16 protein-coding genes and 2 tRNA genes are annotated in these 19,309 nt (G+C 65.8%); 4 read left to right on the top strand and 14 right to left on the bottom strand.

The genetic code is table 11. The annotated features are described in order from the left end of the window. The first annotated feature begins 312 nt into the window (after positions 1–312). Positions 313–981: a vitamin K epoxide reductase family protein gene (locus AC6JAM_RS17530; protein ID WP_223991871.1), complete on the top strand. Its 669-nt coding sequence runs from the start codon at positions 313–315 to the stop codon at positions 979–981. A 63-nt stretch (positions 982–1,044) separates the two neighbouring features. Here the strand turns inward: AC6JAM_RS17530 and ndk are convergent, their stop codons facing one another. From ndk to ileS, 4 genes are all read right to left on the bottom strand, one after another. Beyond that, the gene (ndk, locus tag AC6JAM_RS17525) at positions 1,045–1,464 is read right to left on the bottom strand and encodes a nucleoside-diphosphate kinase (RefSeq protein WP_018769466.1); all 420 of its coding nucleotides are present in this window, start codon (positions 1,462–1,464) and stop codon (positions 1,045–1,047) included. 65 nt (positions 1,465–1,529) lie between these two features. After that, positions 1,530–1,991: a DUF4233 domain-containing protein gene (locus AC6JAM_RS17520; protein ID WP_026265799.1), complete on the bottom strand. Its 462-nt coding sequence runs from the start codon at positions 1,989–1,991 to the stop codon at positions 1,530–1,532. Positions 1,992–1,993: 2 nt separating this feature from the next. Then, positions 1,994–3,352 carry a bifunctional folylpolyglutamate synthase/dihydrofolate synthase gene (locus tag AC6JAM_RS17515; protein ID WP_018769468.1) on the bottom strand — a complete coding sequence of 453 codons (1,359 nt, stop codon included), beginning with the start codon at positions 3,350–3,352 and terminating at the stop codon, positions 1,994–1,996. A gap of 3 nt (positions 3,353–3,355) precedes the next feature. Further along, positions 3,356–6,673, bottom strand: a complete 3,318-nt coding sequence (gene ileS, locus AC6JAM_RS17510; protein ID WP_497935324.1) for an isoleucine--tRNA ligase — start codon at positions 6,671–6,673, stop codon at positions 3,356–3,358. A 454-nt stretch (positions 6,674–7,127) separates the two neighbouring features. On the opposite strand from ileS, the gene AC6JAM_RS17505 reads away from it, so the two are divergent. Next, entirely contained in the window at positions 7,128–8,162 is a 1,035-nt protein-coding gene (locus tag AC6JAM_RS17505) for an endonuclease/exonuclease/phosphatase family protein (RefSeq protein ID WP_497935323.1), read from the top strand. A gap of 36 nt (positions 8,163–8,198) precedes the next feature. Here the strand turns inward: AC6JAM_RS17505 and AC6JAM_RS17500 are convergent, their stop codons facing one another. Together AC6JAM_RS17500 and AC6JAM_RS17495 are read right to left on the bottom strand one after the other, a co-directional pair. Further along, positions 8,199–8,957, bottom strand: a complete 759-nt coding sequence (locus tag AC6JAM_RS17500; protein ID WP_223991877.1) for an SDR family oxidoreductase — start codon at positions 8,955–8,957, stop codon at positions 8,199–8,201. Positions 8,958–8,975: 18 nt separating this feature from the next. Continuing rightward, positions 8,976–9,356 (bottom strand): DUF488 domain-containing protein, encoded by a 381-nt coding sequence (locus tag AC6JAM_RS17495; protein WP_497935322.1) that lies wholly within the window; start codon positions 9,354–9,356, stop codon positions 8,976–8,978. A 72-nt stretch (positions 9,357–9,428) separates the two neighbouring features. Between AC6JAM_RS17495 and valS the strand changes: the two genes are divergently transcribed. Continuing rightward, positions 9,429–12,050, top strand: a complete 2,622-nt coding sequence (valS, locus tag AC6JAM_RS17490; protein WP_056390681.1) for a valine--tRNA ligase — start codon at positions 9,429–9,431, stop codon at positions 12,048–12,050. Positions 12,051–12,410: 360 nt separating this feature from the next. Here valS and AC6JAM_RS17485 read toward each other — a convergent pair whose 3' ends face one another. The 6 genes from AC6JAM_RS17485 to AC6JAM_RS17460 all read right to left on the bottom strand — a co-directional run bounded on the left by AC6JAM_RS17485 (position 12,411) and on the right by AC6JAM_RS17460 (position 17,598). After that, positions 12,411–13,025: a mycothiol-dependent nitroreductase Rv2466c family protein gene (locus AC6JAM_RS17485; RefSeq protein ID WP_223991880.1), complete on the bottom strand. Its 615-nt coding sequence runs from the start codon at positions 13,023–13,025 to the stop codon at positions 12,411–12,413. Between the two features lie 13 nt (positions 13,026–13,038). After that, positions 13,039–14,319 carry an ATP-dependent Clp protease ATP-binding subunit ClpX gene (gene clpX, locus AC6JAM_RS17480; RefSeq protein ID WP_018769475.1) on the bottom strand — a complete coding sequence of 427 codons (1,281 nt, stop codon included), beginning with the start codon at positions 14,317–14,319 and terminating at the stop codon, positions 13,039–13,041. Positions 14,320–14,496: 177 nt separating this feature from the next. Further along, a complete protein-coding gene (locus AC6JAM_RS17475) occupies positions 14,497–15,156 on the bottom strand; it encodes an ATP-dependent Clp protease proteolytic subunit (protein WP_018769476.1) in 660 nt (219 codons plus the stop codon). A gap of 36 nt (positions 15,157–15,192) precedes the next feature. Then, positions 15,193–15,816, bottom strand: a complete 624-nt coding sequence (locus tag AC6JAM_RS17470) for an ATP-dependent Clp protease proteolytic subunit (protein WP_018769477.1) — start codon at positions 15,814–15,816, stop codon at positions 15,193–15,195. A 233-nt stretch (positions 15,817–16,049) separates the two neighbouring features. Continuing rightward, the gene (tig, locus tag AC6JAM_RS17465; protein ID WP_134164653.1) at positions 16,050–17,444 is read right to left on the bottom strand and encodes a trigger factor; all 1,395 of its coding nucleotides are present in this window, start codon (positions 17,442–17,444) and stop codon (positions 16,050–16,052) included. Positions 17,445–17,523: 79 nt separating this feature from the next. Beyond that, positions 17,524–17,598, bottom strand: a tRNA-Pro gene (locus AC6JAM_RS17460). A gap of 131 nt (positions 17,599–17,729) precedes the next feature. Between AC6JAM_RS17460 and AC6JAM_RS17455 the strand changes: the two genes are divergently transcribed. Continuing rightward, positions 17,730–17,803 (top strand) — tRNA-Gly (locus AC6JAM_RS17455). A gap of 51 nt (positions 17,804–17,854) precedes the next feature. Here AC6JAM_RS17455 and AC6JAM_RS17450 read toward each other — a convergent pair. Together AC6JAM_RS17450 and AC6JAM_RS17445 are read right to left on the bottom strand one after the other, a co-directional pair. After that, on the bottom strand, positions 17,855–18,814 hold the full coding sequence (locus AC6JAM_RS17450; RefSeq protein WP_497935321.1) for an Fpg/Nei family DNA glycosylase: 960 nt from the start codon (positions 18,812–18,814) through the stop codon (positions 17,855–17,857). Further along, entirely contained in the window at positions 18,814–19,308 is a 495-nt protein-coding gene (locus AC6JAM_RS17445; RefSeq protein ID WP_018769480.1) for a ribose-5-phosphate isomerase, read from the bottom strand. The genes AC6JAM_RS17450 and AC6JAM_RS17445 overlap by 1 nt, the downstream gene beginning before the upstream one ends. Position 19,309 lies beyond the last annotated feature (1 nt).

Raw genomic sequence — 19,309 nt, 5'->3', positions numbered from 1 at the left:
GCGGCAGCCCGTGGGAGCCGGTGGATGTTCTGAAAACCCGTTGTTCTGCGTGCCACAACCAGGTGCCGCCCAATGGAGTGGCGGGAGTGCCGGAAGAATCCGAAGCCTGCCCTGCCCATCATTGGCGGTCTTGGGAACATACCACCGGACCGGAGTCCGAATGTGGATCGGCTTCCAGCCACGTTCATTCTCTCATACCCGCGCCGGATCGCCGCGGAGGCAGGCACTTCCGTTCCCATTCCTGTGTGGCGGCACCAGCCGCCGGCGTTACAATCAGGCTCAGGAGCACCGGACGAAAAGGACGCCACACCCATGCCCAGCATCTCCCCCGTCAGCGCCCATGAAACGGAAAGGGCCACGGATCCGCAGGCCACTGCGGCCCCTGGCGTTCCGCGGATGGCCCGGAACCGGCCCTTCGGCTGGCTGCTGGTCATCACCGGAATCGTGGGCTGGCTTGCCTCCGGAACCCTGGTCCTGGAAAAGCTCGAAGTCCTCAAGGACCCCAACCACACCACCGTTTGCGACGTGAACCCCTGGATCTCCTGCGGCCAGGTCATGCAGACGTGGCAGAGTTCGCTGTTCGGTTTCCCCAACATGTTCATCGGTATCGTCGCGTTCGCCGTCACCATAACCGTGGGCATGGCGTTGCTGTCCGGTGCCACGTTCGCGCGGTGGTACTGGATGGGGCTTCAGGTGGGCGTCACGCTCGGCTTCGCCTTCGTGGTGTGGCTGTGGTCCCAGGCCCTGTATTCGATCCACATCCTGTGCCCGTTCTGCATGATCGTCTGGGCGGCCATGATTCCGCTCTTTGTGTGGACCACCATCAGGAACATCACGGCCGGAGTGATCCCAATGCCCGCGGGGGCGGCCCGCGTGCTGGGTGATTCCGGCTGGATCATCACGGCACTGCTGTACGTGGCCGTCGTCGCCACCATCTTCTTCGCGTTCATCCAGGTCTTTGCGGGCACGTCAGGCTTCTGAGCTGCGGACGGCAAAAGGCCCCTGGTTCCGAAGAACCAGGGGCCTTCTGCCGTCCTTGGACTGTCAGCCCTGGAACCAGATCTTGATCTCGCGCTCGGCGGAGTCGGTTGAGTCGGAGCCGTGCACCAGGTTCTGCTGGACCTTCAGGCCCCAGTCCCGGCCGAAGTCGCCGCGAATGGTGCCCGGGGCCGCGGTCGTGGGGTCCGTGGTGCCGGCCAGTGACCGGAACCCTTCAATGACGCGGTGGCCTTCGAAGATGGCCGCCACCACGGGTCCGCTGAGCATGAACTCCACCAGCGGCTCGTAGAACGGCTTGCCTACGTGCTCCTCGTAATGCTGCTCCAGCAGCTCACGGGTGGCGTCGACCTTTTTCAGCTCAACAAGGCTGTAGCCCTTGGCTTCAATGCGGGCCAGGATGGCGCCGGTCAGGTTACGGGCGACGCCGTCGGGCTTGATCAGGACGAGGGTGCGCTCTGTAGTCACAACTGCTCCAATGCGTTCGTGGGGTTTCGGGATAAGTCTACGGGGACTGGCTTACGGGGACTGGTTTACGGGGACTGGGGCTGGGCGGGACCGGCCCCGTCCGGGTGGGCGGCTTCCCATTCGGCCTGTTCGCGTGCCCGCTGCGCAGCCTCGCGGTCCAGCCGGATGCCGGTGCGGATTCCGTACCACCAGGCCGCGGCGAAAAGCCCACCCACCAGGAACATGGCCGGCTCGAAGATGCCTGTGAGGATCAGGACCAGCTGCAGGATCCAGCCCAGGCCGATGCCCCAGGGCCTGTTGAGGACCGCGCAGGCGAAGATCATGACCACGCTGAGTGCGATCCCCACGCCGAGGATCAGTGCCGGCGGAAACTCCCCGCGGCGCAGGCCAAACACCACCAGGGTGGCGAAGAACATGACGAACGCTTCCAGGAGCAGCACCGTGGAAGCGAACATCACCTTGGTGGAGCGGCGCTTCTTGGGCATGCCGGGACGCCACTCGCGCTGGGCCTTGGTCAATCTGGCCACGCCTACGCCTCCGTTTTTCCGAGCAGGATCCGCGCCTCTGCCACCAGGGTGATGGAGCCGGTGACCAGCACGCCGCCGGAAAGGTCGTCATTGGCTTCGGCCCGTTCCACGGCCCATTCGAGTGCGTCGTCCAGCTTTTCGGCGATGTGGACGTTGTCCTCGCCAAATCCCAGGTCGATCGCCAGCTCCGCCAGCTCGGCGGCCGGAACCGCCCGGGGAGAGTTGGACTGGGTGAAGCAGTAATCCACTGCCATGTCGCCCAGCGACTCCCTGATTTCGCGCAGGATCTCCTCCGCGTCCTTCTCCTTGAGCACGCCCACCACCGGAACCAGCCTGGTGAAGGTGAATGCTTCCCGCAGGGCGGCGGCGGAGGCCTTGATGCCGTCGGGGTTGTGGGCGGCGTCCACGATGATGGTGGGTGCGGTCCGCACCACCTCAAGGCGGCCGGGGGACGTGACGGCCGCGAAGCCTTCCTGCAGCACGTCGAGGTCGAGTTCCTTTTCACCGCCGAAGAACGCCTCCAAGGCGGCCACCGCGACGGCAGCGTTCTGTGCTTGGTGGGCGCCGTGCAGTGGCAGCATGAGGTCCGGGTAGCGGCCGGCGATGCCCTGGATAGTCAACACCTGCCCGCCAACAGCCACCGTCCGTGACTCGACACCGAACTCAACGCCCTCGAAGCGGAACGGTACGCCCACCTCCTTGGCCTTCTCCAGCAGCACCTGGGCCGCATCGAGGGGCTGGGCCGCGCTGATGAGGTAGCCGCCGGGCTTGATGATGCCGGCCTTTTCGCGGGCGATGTCCTCCGTGGTGTCGCCCAGGAGGTCGGTATGGTCCAGCGAAATCGGCGTCACCACCGAGACCTGGCCGTCGCCGACGTTGGTGGCATCGGTAATGCCGCCCAAACCCACCTCGATGATGGCCACGTTGACCGGCTGGTCAGCGAAGATGGCGAAGCCCAGGATGGTGAGGCACTCGAAGTACGTCAGTCTCGGCTCCCCCTCGGCTTCGAGTTCCGAGTCCACAATCTGCAGGTAGGGCCTGATTTCGTCCCAGATCCTGACAAACGTCTCGTCGGATACCGGATGGCCGTCGATGCTGATCCGCTCGGTGACCTTGGACAGGTGCGGGCTGGTGTAGCGTCCGGTGCTCAGGCCGTGGGCGCGGAGCACGGACTCGATCATCCTGGATGTGGACGTTTTGCCGTTGGTTCCGGTCACATGGATGATCGGGAACGCCTTGTTGGGCTCGCCCAGCACGTCCATCGCACGGAACAGCGGAGCCAGCCGCGGCTCCATCTTGTTTTCCGGCGCCCGTCCCAGCAGTTCGGCGTACACGCTTTCCACGGAAAATTCGTCGCTCATGTCCTAGGCCTCCACTTTTTCAACCGCAACGGCGGGTTCGGACACGGTGCCCGGCTCTGCCACCAGGTCCACCGTCAGTGTCTCGCCCTTGACCAGTTCGGCGTTGGCCAGCAGGGCATCAACGACGTTCCCGGGAGCGGTGACGGTGGTACGGATGCGGTCGCTCACGTTGAGCCCGGCGTCCTTGCGGGCCTGCTGGATTGCCCGCACCATGTCGCGTGCCAGCCCTTCGGCTTCAAGCTCCGGCGTGACTTCCGTGTTCAGCACGACGAAGCCGCCGCCGGGCAGCACGGCCACAGCCGCGGAAGCACCGCCGGACCCGGCAACCACTGTCTCAAGCGTGTACTCCTGGGGTTCCAGCTGCAGCCCGCCGGCGGTGACCACACCGGCGTCGTCCACCGACCAGTCCCCTGACTTGGACCCCTTGATGGCAACCTGGACGTTCTTGCCCAGGCGCGGCCCGGCAGCGCGGGCGTTGACCACCAGCTTCTGCTGGATCCCGAACTCCTCCGGGGAGGCGGTGGCGGCGTCCAGCAGGCGAACGGAACGGAGGTTCAGTTCATCGGCGACGACGGCGGCGAAACCCTGCAGGGCGTCCGCTCCGGGTGCCACAACCGTCAGCTCCTGCAGCGGCAGGCGGACACGCAGGTTGGCTGCCTTGCGGAGCGAGGAACCGGTGGAGCAGATCTGCTGGATCCGGTCCATGGTTTCCACCAGGGAGGGATTGGCGGGGAAGAGGTCCGCGTCCGGCCAGTCGGCCAGGTGCACGGACCGGCCGCCGGTCAGGCCGCGCCAGATTTCCTCGGAAACCAGCGGCAGCAGCGACGCGGCGGCACGGGTGACGGTCTCCAGGGCAGTGAACAGCGCATCGAAGGCGTCCTGGTCCTCGTCGAAGAACCGCTGGCGGCTGCGGCGGACGTACCAGTTGGTGAGCATGTCCAGGTAGCTGCGCAGCGAGTCGCAGGCGCCGGAGATGTCGTAGGTGTCCAGCTGTGCCGTCATGCTGCGGACAAGGTCGCCCGTGTTGGCCAGCAGGTACTGGTCCAGGGTGTCCCGGTAGCCCTCGTAGCGCAGTTTGGCATCGTAACCGGCGCCACCGTTCGCGGCGTTCGTGTACAGGGTGAAGAAGCTGTACACGTTCCAGAGCGGCAGGATCACCTGGCGGACGCCGTCCCGGATGCCCTGCTCGGTGACGATCAGGTTGCCGCCCCGGAGGATGGGGCTGGACATGAGGAACCAGCGCATGGCGTCGGAGCCGTCGCGGTCCAGGACCTCGGAGACGTCCGGGTAGTTGCGCAGGCTCTTGGACATTTTCTGGCCGTCGGATCCAAGCACAATGCCATGGCTGATGACGTTGCGGAACGCCGGCCGGTCAAACAGTGCGGTGGACAGGATGTGCAGCATATAGAACCAGCCGCGGGTCTGGCCGATGTACTCCACGATGAAGTCCGCGGGGTTGTGCGTGTTGAACCAGGCTTCGTTTTCGAACGGGTAGTGCACCTGTCCGTAGGGCATGGAGCCGGAGTCGAACCAGACGTCCAGGACGTCCTCGACGCGGCGCATCACGGACTGGCCCTCTTCGGGGGTGCGGGGATCGTCCGGGTTGGGCCTGGTGAGCTCGTCGATGAACGGCCGGTGGAGGTCCACCTCGCCGTCCTTGTTCAGGGGCAGCCGGCCGAAGTCCGCCTCGATCTCGGCCAGGGAACCGTAGACGTCGGTGCGCGGGTATTCGGGATCCGTTGACTGCCACACGGGGATGGGGCTGCCCCAGAAGCGGTTCCGGCTGATGGACCAGTCGCGGGCGTTCTCCAACCATTTGCCGAACTGGCCATCCTTGACGTTCCCCGGGATCCAGTTGATCTCCTGGTTCAGTTCGGACATCCGGTCCTTGAACTTGGTGACCTCCACATACCAGGAGGACACCGCACGGTAGATCAGCGGGTTGCGGCAGCGCCAGCAGTGCGGGTAGCTGTGCTCGTAGCTGGCCTGCCGGACCAGCCTGCCCTGGGCGCGGAGCACTTGGGTGATGGGCTTGTTGGCCTCGAAGACCTGCAGGCCCGCGATGTCGTGGAGGTCGCCGTGCTTGAACAACGGCAGGAATTTGGCACCCTCGTCCACGGAGAGCACCACGGGAATGCCAGCCTCCTCGCAGACTTTCTGGTCGTCTTCACCGTAGGCGGGCGCCTGGTGCACCACGCCGGTTCCGTCGGTGGTGGTGACGTAGTCAGCCACTACGAACCGCCAGGCGTTCTCCATGCCGTACTTTTCGTTGTCAGCAAAGTCGTCCCAGAGCCGCTGGTATGCCAGGCCTTCCAGTTCGGCGCCGGAGTGGGTGGACACCACGGCGGCTTCCGCGTCCTCGAAGCTGTCGTAGCCGAGGTCCTTGGCGTAGGCGCCCAGGAGGTCCGCCGCGAGCAGGAAGCTGCCCGTGACCGGGGCGTCGGCCGAGGCGGCCTTGATGCCGTTGGGACCGGCGGGCAGCACGGCGTACGTGATGGAAGGCCCGACGGCGAGCGCGGCGTTGGTGGGCAGCGTCCAGGGGGTGGTGGTCCAGGCGAGCGCCTGCACGCCGGCAAGTTCCTTGGACAGTTCCGACTCCCCCGCAAGGATGGGGAAGGTGACGGTGACGGTCTGGTCCTGGCGGTTCTTGTAGACGTCGTCGTCCATGCGCAGCTCATGGTTGGACAGCGGGGTTTCGTCTTTCCAGCAGTACGGCAGCACCCGGTAGCCGTTGTAAGTCAGGCCCTTGTCATGCAGCTGCTTGAACGCCCAGAGGACCGACTCCATGTACTCGACATTGAGTGTCTTATAGTCGTTGTCGAAGTCCACCCACCGGGCCTGCCGGGTGACGTAGCTGCGCCACTCATCGGCGTACTTCATGACGGACGCGCGGCAGGCGTCGTTGAACTTGTCGATGCCCATGGCCTCGATCTGGGTCTTGTCCGTCATCCCCAGCTGTTTCATGGCCTCCAGCTCGGCGGGCAGGCCGTGGGTGTCCCAACCGAAACGGCGTTCCACGCGCTTGCCGCGCTGGGTCTGGTAGCGGCCAACCAGGTCCTTGGCGTAGCCGGTGAGGAGGTGGCCGTAGTGGGGCAGGCCGTTGGCGAACGGCGGGCCGTCGTAGAACACGAATTCGTTGCTGCCCGGCTCCCCGCCGGGGACGTCGGCGCTGCGCTGGTCAATGCTGGCCTGGAAGGTGCCGTCCTGGTCCCAGTACTTCAGGATGCGCTCTTCGATCTCCGGGAACTTCACGGAGGCGGAAACGCCGGCGCTGCCTTTGGAGGAGGTGCTGGAGGCTGAGGCCTTGGGGTAAAACGTCATGTTCGACATCCTGGGTTGAGCGTGGTGAGCCCCCGGCACGGCCGGAGGTTCCGTTCAGGATGCGAGGACGGCTGCCGTGCCGTCCCGAAGACTGCACGCCCACCGCGGTACCACCTCACTTACCGGCGCCGCGTGGTTCCCAAAGGAACACCCGCCGCCCCGGCCGCTTCATTACTGCTGTGACGGGCTTACCCGTCCGGTTCTACTGACGCGGGCCCGCCTTGCGGGGCGCGGCCTGCGTGTTCTTCCGGAAGCTCACCGGTGATTGCCGGGTCATAGCCACTGCAGAGTCTACTATCGCCGCGGCATCCAGTGCCATTCCGGGCGCAACGCGGTTCCGGCGGGCAGTGCCGTTCCGCCGGGGTGTGCCGTTCGGGGCGGGCCGGGCCATTTCCGGGCGGTCTTCTCCGTCCGGGGGCTGCCGCCGTCACCGTGCATTGCCTAGACTCGCGTCATGACGGCTTCCGGGCGCCCCGGGGGATGGAGGCGTACGGCCACGGCGTGCAGGTGGCTGTTCATCCCTGCTGCCCTGCCGGTGGCGGCGGTCTCCGCCGTCCGCGCGGTGCCTGCCGACTGGCCGGTACTCGGTGTCCAGCTGGTGGCATTCACGCCCTGGCTCGCCGTTCCCGCCGCCGCAGCGCTGCTCATGGCCTTCGCTGGACGGAGCCGGTGGCAGCAGGTCCTGGCCACGGCACTGGCGGCCTGCCAGGTGTTCTGGCTTTTCCCGCTCGATATCCGCGCACCGGCCGCCGGGGCAACCGCCGGGGCAGCGGCCGGGGCTTCCGGCACGTCGGTCTCCCTGGTTGCCATGAGCATCAACACGGAACTGGGCGGGGCTGATGCCGGCAGCATCGTGGCCCTGGTCCGTGATTTGCATGTAGACCTGTTGGCGGTTGAGGAGTACACACCCGAAATGGCGCGAAAGCTGATGGCGGCCGGACTCGACGACCTGCTCCCCCACCGGGTTGCCCAGGCCCGTGACCGCGCCGCAGGCTCCGCCATCTACTCCTCCTACAACCTGACAGCCACCGGCGTCCTCCCGGACACGCGGTTCGCCATGCCCGTGGCACGCCTTGACCTCGGCAGCGGTGCCGGCCTGCGTGTGGTGGCAGTCCACGCCCTGGCGCCAGTGGGAAAAGGCCTCAGTCAATGGCGCAGCGACCTGGCTGCCGTGGCCAGGGCTGCCGACGGATCCGGTCCCCTGCTGCTGGCGGGAGACTTCAACGCGACCTACGACCACCGGGAATTCCGGGACCTGTTGGCCGGAACGGGCGGCAACCTGCCCCTGGTGGACGTGGCTGCCGCCGTGGGCAGCAGGCTGGTGCCCACGTGGCCCATGCGCGGCTTCCGGCTGCCGGGGATTGCCCTGGACCATCTGGTGACCAGCCCGGACATCAGAGCATCGGATTACTCGGTCCACCGGGTTGGCGGGACGGACCATGCCGCCGTGGCAGCCACCCTGACCGTCCGGGTCTCCCAGTGTTCCTGACCGGTCCAGCCACGGGATGGGCAGACCCCGCCCGGCTCAGCCCTTCCTGACCAGCTTGTGGGTGGCTGCCTGCGCCACCGGCCGGATGACGATCTGGTCCAGGTTGACGTGGTGCGGAACCGTGACGGCATAACGGACCACGTCGGCCACGTCCTCCGCGGTCAGCGGCTTCTCAACCCCCCGGTAGACCTTGTCCGCCGCCTGCGCGTCCCCCAGGCGGTTGAGCGCGAATTCCTCGGTCTGCACCAGGCCCGGCGCCACCTCGATGACGCGGACGTTGTTCTCCACCTCTTCAAGCCGGAGCGCGTTGGTCATGGCGTGCTGGGCGAACTTCGCGGCGTTGTAGCCGCCGCCGCCCTCGTACGCGTCCAGTCCCGCAGTGGAGGTGAGGTTCAGCACGGTACCTTCGCCGTTGGCGCGCAGCATGGGCAGGAAGGCGCGGGTGAGCTTCATGGTGCCCAGGACGTTGACCCGGTACATCCACTCCCAGTCCTCCGTGCTGGCATCTCCTACCCTGTCGGCGCCGCGGGCGCCGCCGGCAATGTTGATGAGCGTATCGATGCCGCCCGCGTCGGTGACCTGCGCGAGGAGCCGGGACACGTCGTCGTCCTCTGCAATGTCAGCAGGAATCGCCACGGCGCCTGTCCCGCTTTCCAGGGCGGCCAGGCGTTCGGCGCGGCGTGCCACGGCGAAGACCGTCCACCCGTCGGCGCGCAGCGCGCGCACAGTGGCCTCCCCGATTCCGCTGCTTGCTCCGGTCACCAGTGCCGCTTTTTTCTGCATGTCCTTCGTCATGGCACCACCCTAACGGGATCAGCCGGCAGGACGTCCCCGGAGGTAATCAAGCAGGACAAGGGCGTGGTTTGCCTCCGTGTTGCGGGCAGCGTAGAGCAGGGTGATCCTGGGGTGGCCGGCGGCCAGTTCCAGCAGCGTCTCCACCGCCGGATTGGAATCCAGTTCCACCCGGTAGCGTTCGCTGAACTCCACGAACCGTCCGGGGCGGTGGTTGAAGTCCTTGCGCAGCCCGGTGGACGGGGCCACGTCCTTGAGCCACACATCGATGGCCGCGTTGTCCCTTGACATCCCGCGCGGCCAGAGACGGTCCACCAGCACCCGGCAGCCGTCGTCGTCCGCCGGTGGATCGTAGATGCGCTTGATGCCGAAGGTGCCCCGCTGTTGGACCATACGCCGCATGCTACCCGCCTTCGCATGCGGCCGGGCGGGACCGGTTGGGTGGGATGGAAGCGGGCATGAAAGAATTGCCCAATGGCTGAAGACACGCAGGGTACAGACACGCCCACCACCGCCCCCATCAACGTTCCGGACAAGCCGGCCCTCGAAGGCCTCGAAGCAGCGCTCACCCAGCGCTGGCTGGCCGAGGGAACCTACAAGTTCAACCGCGACACCACCCGGGAGCAGGTCTACTCGATCGACACTCCCCCGCCCACGGCGTCGGGATCCCTGCATGTGGGCCACATGTTCTCCTTCACCCAGACCGACGTGCAGGCGCGCTACATGCGCATGACCGGCAGGAACGTCTTCTACCCCATGGGCTGGGATGACAACGGCCTCCCCACGGAGCGCCGTGTCCAGAACTACTACGGTGTCCGCTGCGATCCCGCCATCCCCTACAACGCCGACTACCGGCCGCCCGCCCAGCCTGCCAAGAACCAGCGCGATTTCGACGTCGTCTCACGCCAGAACTTCATCGAACTGTGCGAGGAACTGGCTGTCGAGGACGAGAAGGTCTTCGAAAACCTGTTCCAGACCCTGGGCCTGTCCGTCGACTGGGACCTGACGTACCGCACCATCGACGACACCTCCCGCGCCGTGTCCCAGCGCGCCTTCCTTGCCAACCTGGCCGCGGGCGACGCGTACATGGCCGAAGCACCCACACTGTGGGACGTCACCTTCCGCACGGCGGTTGCGCAGGCCGAACTGGAGGACCGTGAGGTTCCGGGCGCCTACTACCGGTACCCCTTCTTCACCGAAGACGGCGACAAGGTCTTCATCGAGACCACGCGTCCGGAACTGCTGGCTGCCTGTGCCGCGCTGGTGGCAAACCCCGACGACGAGCGGTACCAGCCGCTGTTCGGCAAGACCGTGAAGTCCCCGCTGTTCGACGTTGAACTCGAGGTCAAGGCCCACCCGCTGGCCAAAGCGGACAAGGGCTCCGGCATCGCCATGGTCTGCACCTTCGGTGACCTGACCGACGTCACGTGGTGGCGGGAACTGCAGCTGCCCACTCGCGCCATCATGGGCCGCGACGGCCGCATCATTGCCGAGACCCCCGACTGGATCACCAGTGAGGCCGGCAGGGAAGCGTACGCCGCGATCGCCGGCAAGACGGCCTTCTCCGCCAAGGAAGCCGTGGTGGAACTGCTCAAGGAAGCGGACCTGCTGGACGGTGAGCCCAAGAAGATCACCCACCCGGTCAACTTCTTCGAGAAGGGCGACAAACCCCTGGAAGTGGTCACGTCCCGCCAGTGGTACATCCGCAACGGCGGCCGCGACGAGGACCGCCGCGAACGCCTGATCGGCCGCGGCAAGGAGATCGACTTCCACCCGTCCTTCATGCGCTCCCGCTACGAGAACTGGATCGCCGGCCTGAACGGTGACTGGCTGGTCTCCCGCCAGCGGTTCTTCGGCGTGCCCATCCCCGTCTGGTACCCGCTCGACGCCCAGGGCAACCCGGAGTACGACAACCCCATCCTGCCCTCCGACGAACTGCTGCCCGTTGACCCCGCGGCTGACGCCGCCCCCGGCTTCGACGAGGCGCAGCGCGACCAGCCCAACGGCTTCACGGGCGATGCCGACGTCCTGGACACGTGGGCCACCTCCTCGCTGACCCCGCAGATCGTTGGCGGCTGGAGCCGCGACGAGGACCTGTTTGCCAAGGTCTACCCGTTCGACCTCCGCCCCCAGGGGCACGACATCATCCGGACCTGGCTCTTCTCGTCGGTGGTCCGCGCCGATGCCCTCCAGAACTGCGCGCCGTGGAAGCACGCTGCCATCTCCGGCTGGATCCTGGACCCGGACCGCAAGAAGATGTCCAAGTCCAAAGGCAACGTGGTGGTCCCCACCGACGTGCTGAACGAGTACGGCTCGGACGCGGTCCGCTACTGGGCTGCCTCCGCACGCCTTGGCGCCGACACCGCCTATGAGATTGCCCAGATGAAGATCGGCCGCCGCCTGGCCATCAAGCTCCTCAATGCCTCCAAGTTCGTGCTGAACCTCGGTGCCACCGAGAACTCGGTGCTGGCCGGCGATCTCTCCGTCCTTTCGAACCCCCTGGACCGTGCCCTGCTGGCCCAACTGGCCGACGTCGTCACCCAGTCCACCAAGGCGTTCGACAACTACGACTACGCCCGCGCCCTGCAGCTCACGGAGACATTCTTCTGGCAGTTCACGGATGACTACGTGGAGCTGATCAAGGACCGCGCCTATGGAGCGGCAGGCGAAGCCGAGCAGGCATCAGTGCTGGCAGCCCTGGCCACCACCCTGGACACCCTGCTGCGCCTCTTCGCCCCGTTCCTGCCCTTCGCCACCGAGGAAGTCTGGAGCTGGTGGCGCAACGGATCGGTGCACCGGGCGGCGTGGCCGGCCGCGCTGGAGATCCCCGGCGGAGACACCACCATGCTGGCAACCGTGGGCGTGGCCCTCAGCGGTGTCCGCAAGGCCAAGTCCGAGGCAAAGGTCAAGCAGCGCACCGAGGTCCTCTCCGCGACGATCACCGCTCCGGAGGCACTGACGGCGCAACTGCAGGCTGGCCTGGCCGACCTGAAGGCGGCGTCCAACGCCCGGCAGATCACGTTGGTGGCGGGCGACGGAGATCTTGCCGTCACGGACGTTGCCCTCGCCGCTAGCGACGAACCCGCCAAGGCCTGACAGCCGGTCTCATCCGAACGGGCCCGTTTCCGGGCAAAGGGGAAGCCCCATCAGCGTTTTGCCGTTGGTGGGGCTTCGACTTTTCGGCCATCTTGTGACGTTATTTCGATGGTCTGGCAGGATCCTCCGAAACTCCAGGTCTTACTACACCGTCACTGGTAGCTTGCACTCAACTTTGCCGATGGCTGCGTCAAATTACATATCACTGGATCTTTGGTTCCTGCGTCCCGCCTCTTTCGAAGTGGGTAAGAACCATTGTTCTCCTGCCCCAAGGCATGCACAAGGGCCCCGCAGGAACTACACGCTGGTAGTTTCTGCGGGGCCCTTGGCGCGGCCAGCCAATGGCAGGCGGCCCGGCGCTTAGTTGAATTCCGGGCTCTCCGTGCGGCTGCGCTTGAGCTCGAAGAAATGCGGATAGGCGGCGATGGTGGTGGTGGCGTCCCAGATCCTGCCGGCTTCTTCGCCGCGGGGGATGCGGGTCAGGACCGGTCCGAAGAACGCCGTTCCGTTGAAAGCGACCACGGGCGTTCCCACGTCCTGGCCCACGAGTGAGATGCCTTCTTCATGGCTGGCCCGGAGCTGCCGGTCATAGGCGTCGGTGGTGGCGGCATCGGCCAGGGAGGCGGGCAGGCCACACTCGGCGAGGGCTTTGGTGATGACCTGTGCGCGGTCCTTTTCCCCCTGGTTGTGGATCAGCGTGCCCATGGCGTCGTAAAGCGGCTTGATGACCTGCGGGCCGTGCCCTTCGCGGGCCGCAATGATCACGCGCACCATGCCCCAGGCGTTGTCCATGGACTCCCGGTAAGCGGGCTCCAGGTCGCGTCCCTGATTCAGGACGGCGAGGCTCATGACGTGCCATTCGGTCTCGATGTCCCGGACGGCCTCCACCTCGCCGAGCCAGCGGCTGGTGACCCATGCGAACGGGCAGAGGGGGTCGAACCAGAAGTCGGCTTTGTTCTTGGCAGGTACAGTCACAGGGTCCTCTCGGTCAGGCAGACTTACGGCGCTTGGCCACGTGCGGAATCATGGTGGGTTCGGCCCCGCGCAGGACCACGTCCTCGGTGATCACCACGCTGGCGACGTCCTCGCGGCTCGGGAGATCGAACATCACGGGAAGCAGGACTTCCTCCAGGATGGCGCGAAGACCGCGTGCACCGGTGCCACGCTCCAGTGCCTGGTCGGCGATGGCTTCCAGGGCGGGCTCGTCAAACACCAGCTCCACGCCGTCGATCTGGAACATCTTCTGGTACTGCTTCACCAGGGCGTTCTTGGGGGTGGACAGGATCTGGATCAGGGCGTCACGGTCAAGGTTGGACACCGTGGTGATCACCGGAAGGCGGCCAATGAACTCCGGGATCAGGCCGAACTTCAGCAGGTCCTCCGGCATGACTTCGCCGTAGGAGTCCACCTTCTTGCTGGCGTCGTTTAGTGGGGCGCCGAAGCCGATGCCCTTGCGGCCGGAGCGGGAACCGATGATCTCCTCCAGGCCGGCGAAGGCGCCGGCCACGATGAACAGGACATTGGTGGTGTCGATCTGGATGAACTCCTGGTGCGGGTGCTTCCGTCCGCCCTGGGGCGGGACAGAGGCAACGGTGCCTTCCAGGATCTTCAGCAGGGCCTGCTGCACGCCCTCACCGGATACGTCACGGGTGATGGAGGGGTTTTCGCTCTTGCGGGAAATTTTGTCGATCTCGTCGATGTAGATGATGCCCTGTTCGGCCTTCTTGACGTCATAGTCTGCGGCCTGGATGAGTTTGAGGAGGATGTTCTCCACGTCTTCACCCACATAGCCGGCTTCGGTCAGGGCGGTGGCGTCCGCGACGGCGAACGGGACGTTCAGGCGCCGGGCGAGGGTCTGGGCCAGGTAGGTCTTGCCGCAGCCGGTGGGGCCGATGAGGAGGATGTTCGACTTGGCAATTTCGACGTCGTCGTGATGCCCGCCGTCCCCCAGGCTTCCGGACTTGGGCGCGTGGCCCGCCTGGATGCGTTTGTAGTGGTTGTAGACCGCGACGGCGAGGGAACGCTTTGCGGGCTCCTGGCCGATGACGTATTCCTGCAGGAAGTCGAAGATTTCGCGCGGCTTGGGCAGTTCAAAGCTGCCGAGGTCTGCCACCTCCGCGAGCTCCTCTTCGATGATTTCGTTGCACAACTCGATGCACTCATCACAGATGTAGACACCGGGCCCGGCAATGAGCTTGCGCACCTGCTTCTGGCTCTTTCCGCAGAAAGAGCACTTCAGCAGATCCGTGCTCTCGCCAATCCGAGCCATATGTGAACCCCTTAGTATCCTGCTGCCAGGCAGCCCTGCACCGTTGCTGAAATCTTCGGCCGGCCCGCGGGGGCCGGTTTGTGACAACATCCACTCTAGGTCACATTCGCCCCCAAGGGTGGAAAGAAAAGGCCGGTGCGGCCAAATGAAGCTGGGCCGCACCGGCTTTCCGTACTGCTACCTCGTGATTGCCTGGGGCTTGATCTTGCGTGAGTCAAGCACCTGGTCGATCAGGCCGTATGCCTGCGCCTCTTCGGCGGTGAGGATCTTGTCGCGCTCGATGTCGTTGTTGACCTGCTCCGACGTGCGGCCGGAGTGGTGGGCCAGCGTGTCTTCGAGCCAGGAGCGCATGCGCATGACCTCGGCCGCCTGGATCTCCAGGTCGGAAGCCTGGCCGCCCTGGCCGCCGGACAGGGCCGGCTGGTGGATCAGGACGCGGGCGTTGGGCAGTGCCAGCCGCTTGCCGGGGGTACCGGCAGCCAACAGGACAGCAGCCGCGCTGGCGGCCTGGCCCAGGCAGACCGTCTGGATCTCGGGACGGATGTACTGCATGGTGTCGTAGATGGCCGTCATGGCCGTGAACGAGCCGCCCGGGGAGTTGATGTAGAGGGTGATGTCGCGGTCCGGGTCGGTGGACTCAAGGACCAGCAGCTGGGCCATGATGTCGTCGGCGGAGGCGTCGTCAACCTGCACGCCGAGGAAGATGATGCGGTCCTCGAACAGCTTGGTGTAGGGGTCCTGGCGCTTGAAGCCGTAGGGCGTGCGCTCCTCGAACTGCGGCAGGACGTAGCGGCTGGACGGAAGATTGCCGGCGGACCACCCGAAGTTGTAGTTCATTGTTTTTGCTCCTGATCGAAGTGTTCTGGTTGCCGGTTAGTTCTGGGAGGCTGATTCGCCGGAGGCCCCGTTGGACGTTCCGCCGCCGCCGGATACCGAACCGGCGTGCGCGGCGATCTTGTCGAAGAAACCGTACTCGAGGGCCTCTTTAGCCGTGAACCACTTGTCACGGTCGTTGTCCTTGAGGATGGTCTCAACGGTCTGGCCGGTCTGCTCGGCCGTCAGTTCCGCCATGACCTTCTTCATGTGCAGGATGAGCTCGGCCTGGATCTTGATGTCCGAGGCCGTGCCGCCGATGCCGCCGGAGGGCTGGTGCATCAGGACGCGGGCGTTGGGCGTGGCGTACCGCTTGCCCTTGGTGCCCGAGGAGAGCAGGAACTGTCCCATGGACGCGGCCAGGCCGGTGGCGACGGTCACGACGTCATTGGGGATGAACTGCATGGTGTCGTAGATGGCCATGCCTGCGGTGACGGAGCCGCCGGGCGAGTTGATGTAGAGGTAGATGTCCTTTTCCGGGTTCTCGGCCGAGAGCAGGAGCAGCTGCGAGCAGATCGCGTTGGCGTTGTCATCACGCACCTCCGAGCCCAGCCAGATGATCCGCTCCTTGAGAAGGCGGTTGTAAATGTAGTTGTCCTGGGCTGCAGGATCGACGGTCGCCATCCGGGGGGCCTCTGAGTGCTGTGACATGTTTACTTACCTCTCACTGGTGACGGTGACATCACTGAAAATCACTACTTGGACACTAACCGGTTTCCCCGGCGTTTTGTTCGCGCACTGACGGCTGTTCGCTGACGGCGCACGATCGCCGAACCGGCGCTGCGGGGTTTCGGGTCCAACGCGAACGGCCCCCGGATCGGAAGGATCCAGGGGCCGTTGCTGCGGGTTGTTAAGGACTAGGCCTTGGCGTCTGCCGTGGCGTCCTCGGCGTCGACAACCTCCGCCTCGGCGGCTTCGGTTGCGTCAGCGCCGGCTGCCTCTGCAGCGGGGGCTTCCTCGCCGCCGGGGCGGACGAAGTCGCTGAGGTCAACGGTGTTGCCCTCGGTGTCGGTCACGGTGGCCTGGCCAAGGACGACAGCCAGTGCTTTGCGGCGGCGGACCTCGGAGACCATCATGGGGACCTGGCCGCTCTGGTCGATGATCTGGGCGAACTGGTTGGGATCCATGCCGTACTGGCTGGCGGTGGTGACGATGTAGTCGATCAGCTCGTTCTGGCTGACGTTGACTTCTTCCTTTTCCGCGATGGCGTCAAGGATGATCTCGTTCTGGAAGGCGCGGGCCGTGTTGGCGCGGACCTCTTCGCGGTGCTCCTCGGTGTCGTGCTCGCCTTCGCCGTGGCCGTTGCCCTCCTGGAAGTGGGCTTCGAGCTGCTCCTCGACCACCGAGTCAGGAACAGGAACCTCGACCATTTCGACGAGCTTGTCCAGGACCTTGTCGCGGGCTTCGACGCCCTGCTCAACGATCTTGGAGTCGGCAGCCTGCTTGGCCAGGTCTTCGCGGAGTTCGGCAAGGGTGTCGAATTCGGAGGCGAGCTGGGCGAAGTCGTCGTTCGCTTCCGGCAGTTCGCGTTCCTTGACGGCCTTCACCACAACCTTGACCTGGGCGGCTTCGCCGGCGTGGTCGCCGCCCACCAGGGTGGTGTCGAAGATGGCGTCCTCGTCAGCGCTGAGGCCGGTCACGGCCTCGTCCATGCCCTCAAGCATGGTGCCGGCGCCCACCTGGTAGGACAGGCCGGCGGCGGAGTCGACTTCCTCGCCGTCGATCGTGGCGGTGATGTCGATGGTGAGGAAGTCACCGTCGGCAGCCGGGCGGTCCACGGACTTCAGGGTGCCGAAGCGGCCGCGCAGTTCGTCCAGCGCCTTGTCCACATCAGCTTCGGAGGATTCCGCAGCCGCAACCTGGACCTCGATGCCGGAGTAGTCCGGGAGTTCGATCTCGGGGCGGACGTCAACCTCAGCGGCGAACTTCAGGCCGCCGTCGGTCGCGGAGGGATCGGGCACCTCGGTGATTTCCACCTCGGGACGGCTCAGGGGGCGGATGCCGGACTCCTGCACGGCAGCCTGGTACCAGCCGTTGAGGCCGTCGTTGATGGCCGTCTCCAGGACGTAGCCGCGGCCGACGCGCTGGTCGATGAGCTTGGCAGGAACCTTGCCCTTGCGGAACCCGGGAACCTGGATCTGGGACGCAACGGTCTTGTAGGCCGAGTCGATGCTGGGCTTCAGTTCCTCAAAGGGGACCTCAACATTGAGCTTGACCCGCGTGGGGGTGAGGTTCTCGACAGCGCTCTTCACGGTCTAAGTACTCCTGGGTTGTGGGATGGGTTTCTGCAAACGCAATGGATGTCCAGGCCTGACGGTCCTGGCCGCAGAGTCGGGGTGACAGGATTTGAACCTGCGACTTCCTGCTCCCAAAGCAGGCGCTCTAGCCAAGCTGAGCTACACCCCGTAAGTGCACAGGCAAGTCTACGGTGATACGCGTCGCGATTGCACATTTGACACGTAGGCCATGGATTAGGTTTAGTTGTATCCGGCTTGAACAGCCAGCCCGGAGTGTCCGCGAAAAACGGATCTTCCTTCGGGGACGTAGCTTAATGGTAAAGCCTCAGTCTTCCAAACTGATTACGCGGGTTCGATTCCCGTCGTCCCCTCCACAACACGAAGAAGGCCCCTCTCCGGAGGGGCCTTCTTCGTGTTTCGCCTTCCTACTCCCCCGGTTGCTGGCAGTAAGGGCACCAGTAGAGGTTCCGCCCGGCCAGGTCGGCGATGAGCACGATGGTGCGGCAGACGCGGCAGGGCAGGCCGTGCCGCTTGTAGACGAAGTGGGCATCGTCGCGGCCGGGAAAGTGGGCGCTCCTGGGTGGCACCGGCGCGCCGGCCGCGGCGGCTTTGGCGGCGGTGGTGCCGTCAAGCGCCCAGTACTTCGGCGGCGTGGTGATGATCCGCCCGTCCGTCACGCCGTCGCCCATGACGGCCACGATGTCGCGCCACAGCTTGCGGGCATCGTTGTCCGGCAGGGCAGTGCCGGGCAGCCAGTGGTCCAGGCGGCGGCGGAACAGGACTTCCGCCCGGTAGACGTTCCCGACGCCGGCAATCACCTTCTGGTCCATGAGCAGGGCAGCCAGGGGCGTCTTCCGCGCCTGGACGTTGGCAGCAAAGCGCCCGGCATCGCCGCGGAGGTTCCGCAGTGGGTCAGGTCCCAGCCGTGCCAGCACGGCGCGGACTTCCGCCTCGGTGATGGTTTCGCAGGTGGTGGCACCCCGAAGGTCCGCCCAGCCATGGCTCCCGGCGAGCCGCACCCGCACGGCCCCGACGGGCGCCGGCGGACCGGCGTAAGGCGCGCCGCCGTCGTCGTCCCCGTCACCGAAGGCCTCCCGCTCCCCGACGCGCCGGGGGGCACCAATGCTGGAGGCGCCGGCGAAGGTGCGGTCCCCGCCGAAGCTCCAGGCCCCGTACAGTCCAAGGTGGACGTGCAGGACCAGGGCGTTGTCGAAGTGCAGGAACAGGTGTTTGCCGTGCGCCTCGGCGGCAAGCAGGGTATGCCCGTCCAGCAGCGCCGCACCCCCGCTGAACCTGCCCTGGGGACTGGAAACAGCCAGTGCCTCACCGGCGAAGACATCGCCGAACTGCCGGGCGAGCCTGCGGACGGAATGGCCCTCGGGCACTACTCGATGACCTCGCCTGTTGCCTCGTAGACCGCGATTTTTTCGATCCTGCGGACGTGGCGCTCGTCATTGCTGAACGGCTCGGACAGGAACGCCTCGACCAGCGCGGTGGCTTCTTCGAACGTGTGCTGCCGCCCACCCAGGGCAACCACGTTGGCGTTGTTGTGCTCGCGGGCCAGGGTGGCGGTGGAGAGGTTCCATGCGAGGGCCGCGCGGATGCCCTTGACCTTGTTGGCGGCGATCTGCTCGCCGTTGCCGGAGCCGCCCAGCACGATGCCAAGGGCGTGGACGCCTGCCTGCTGGTCGGCAACGACGGCAAGGGCAGCGTTGATGCAGAAGGACGGGTAGTCGTCCTGGGCGTCGTAGACCTGGGGCCCGTGGTCCACCACCTCGTATCCCTTGCCGGTCAGGTGGGACACCAGGTGGGCGCTGAGCTCCATGCCTGCGTGGTCGGTGGCGATGTGGACCCGCGGGTAGGCAGGGGAAGTGGTCACG

The sequence above is a fragment of the Arthrobacter sp. GmRoot5-12 genome (assembly GCF_059739365.1).
Note: the sequence above shows the minus strand (reverse complement) of the source record. Positions and strands in the feature narration are given on the sequence as shown.

Bases quoted from the DNA above. Each gene is read 5' to 3' on its own strand.
- AC6JAM_RS17530 (WP_223991871.1), top strand. From the start codon at position 313: ATGCCCAGCATCTCCCCCGTCAGCGCCCATGAAACGGAAAGGGCCACG.
- AC6JAM_RS17515 (WP_018769468.1), bottom strand. From the start codon at position 3,352: ATGAGCGACGAATTTTCCGTGGAAAGCGTGTACGCCGAACTGCTGGGA.
- ileS (WP_497935324.1), bottom strand. From the start codon at position 6,673: ATGACGTTTTACCCCAAGGCCTCAGCCTCCAGCACCTCCTCCAAAGGC.
- AC6JAM_RS17505 (WP_497935323.1), top strand. From the start codon at position 7,128: ATGACGGCTTCCGGGCGCCCCGGGGGATGGAGGCGTACGGCCACGGCG.
- AC6JAM_RS17500 (WP_223991877.1), bottom strand. From the start codon at position 8,957: ATGACGAAGGACATGCAGAAAAAAGCGGCACTGGTGACCGGAGCAAGC.
- AC6JAM_RS17495 (WP_497935322.1), bottom strand. From the start codon at position 9,356: ATGCGGCGTATGGTCCAACAGCGGGGCACCTTCGGCATCAAGCGCATC.
- valS (WP_056390681.1), top strand. From the start codon at position 9,429: ATGGCTGAAGACACGCAGGGTACAGACACGCCCACCACCGCCCCCATC.
- clpX (WP_018769475.1), bottom strand. From the start codon at position 14,319: ATGGCTCGGATTGGCGAGAGCACGGATCTGCTGAAGTGCTCTTTCTGC.
- AC6JAM_RS17475 (WP_018769476.1), bottom strand. From the start codon at position 15,156: ATGAACTACAACTTCGGGTGGTCCGCCGGCAATCTTCCGTCCAGCCGC.
- AC6JAM_RS17470 (WP_018769477.1), bottom strand. From the start codon at position 15,816: ATGGCGACCGTCGATCCTGCAGCCCAGGACAACTACATTTACAACCGC.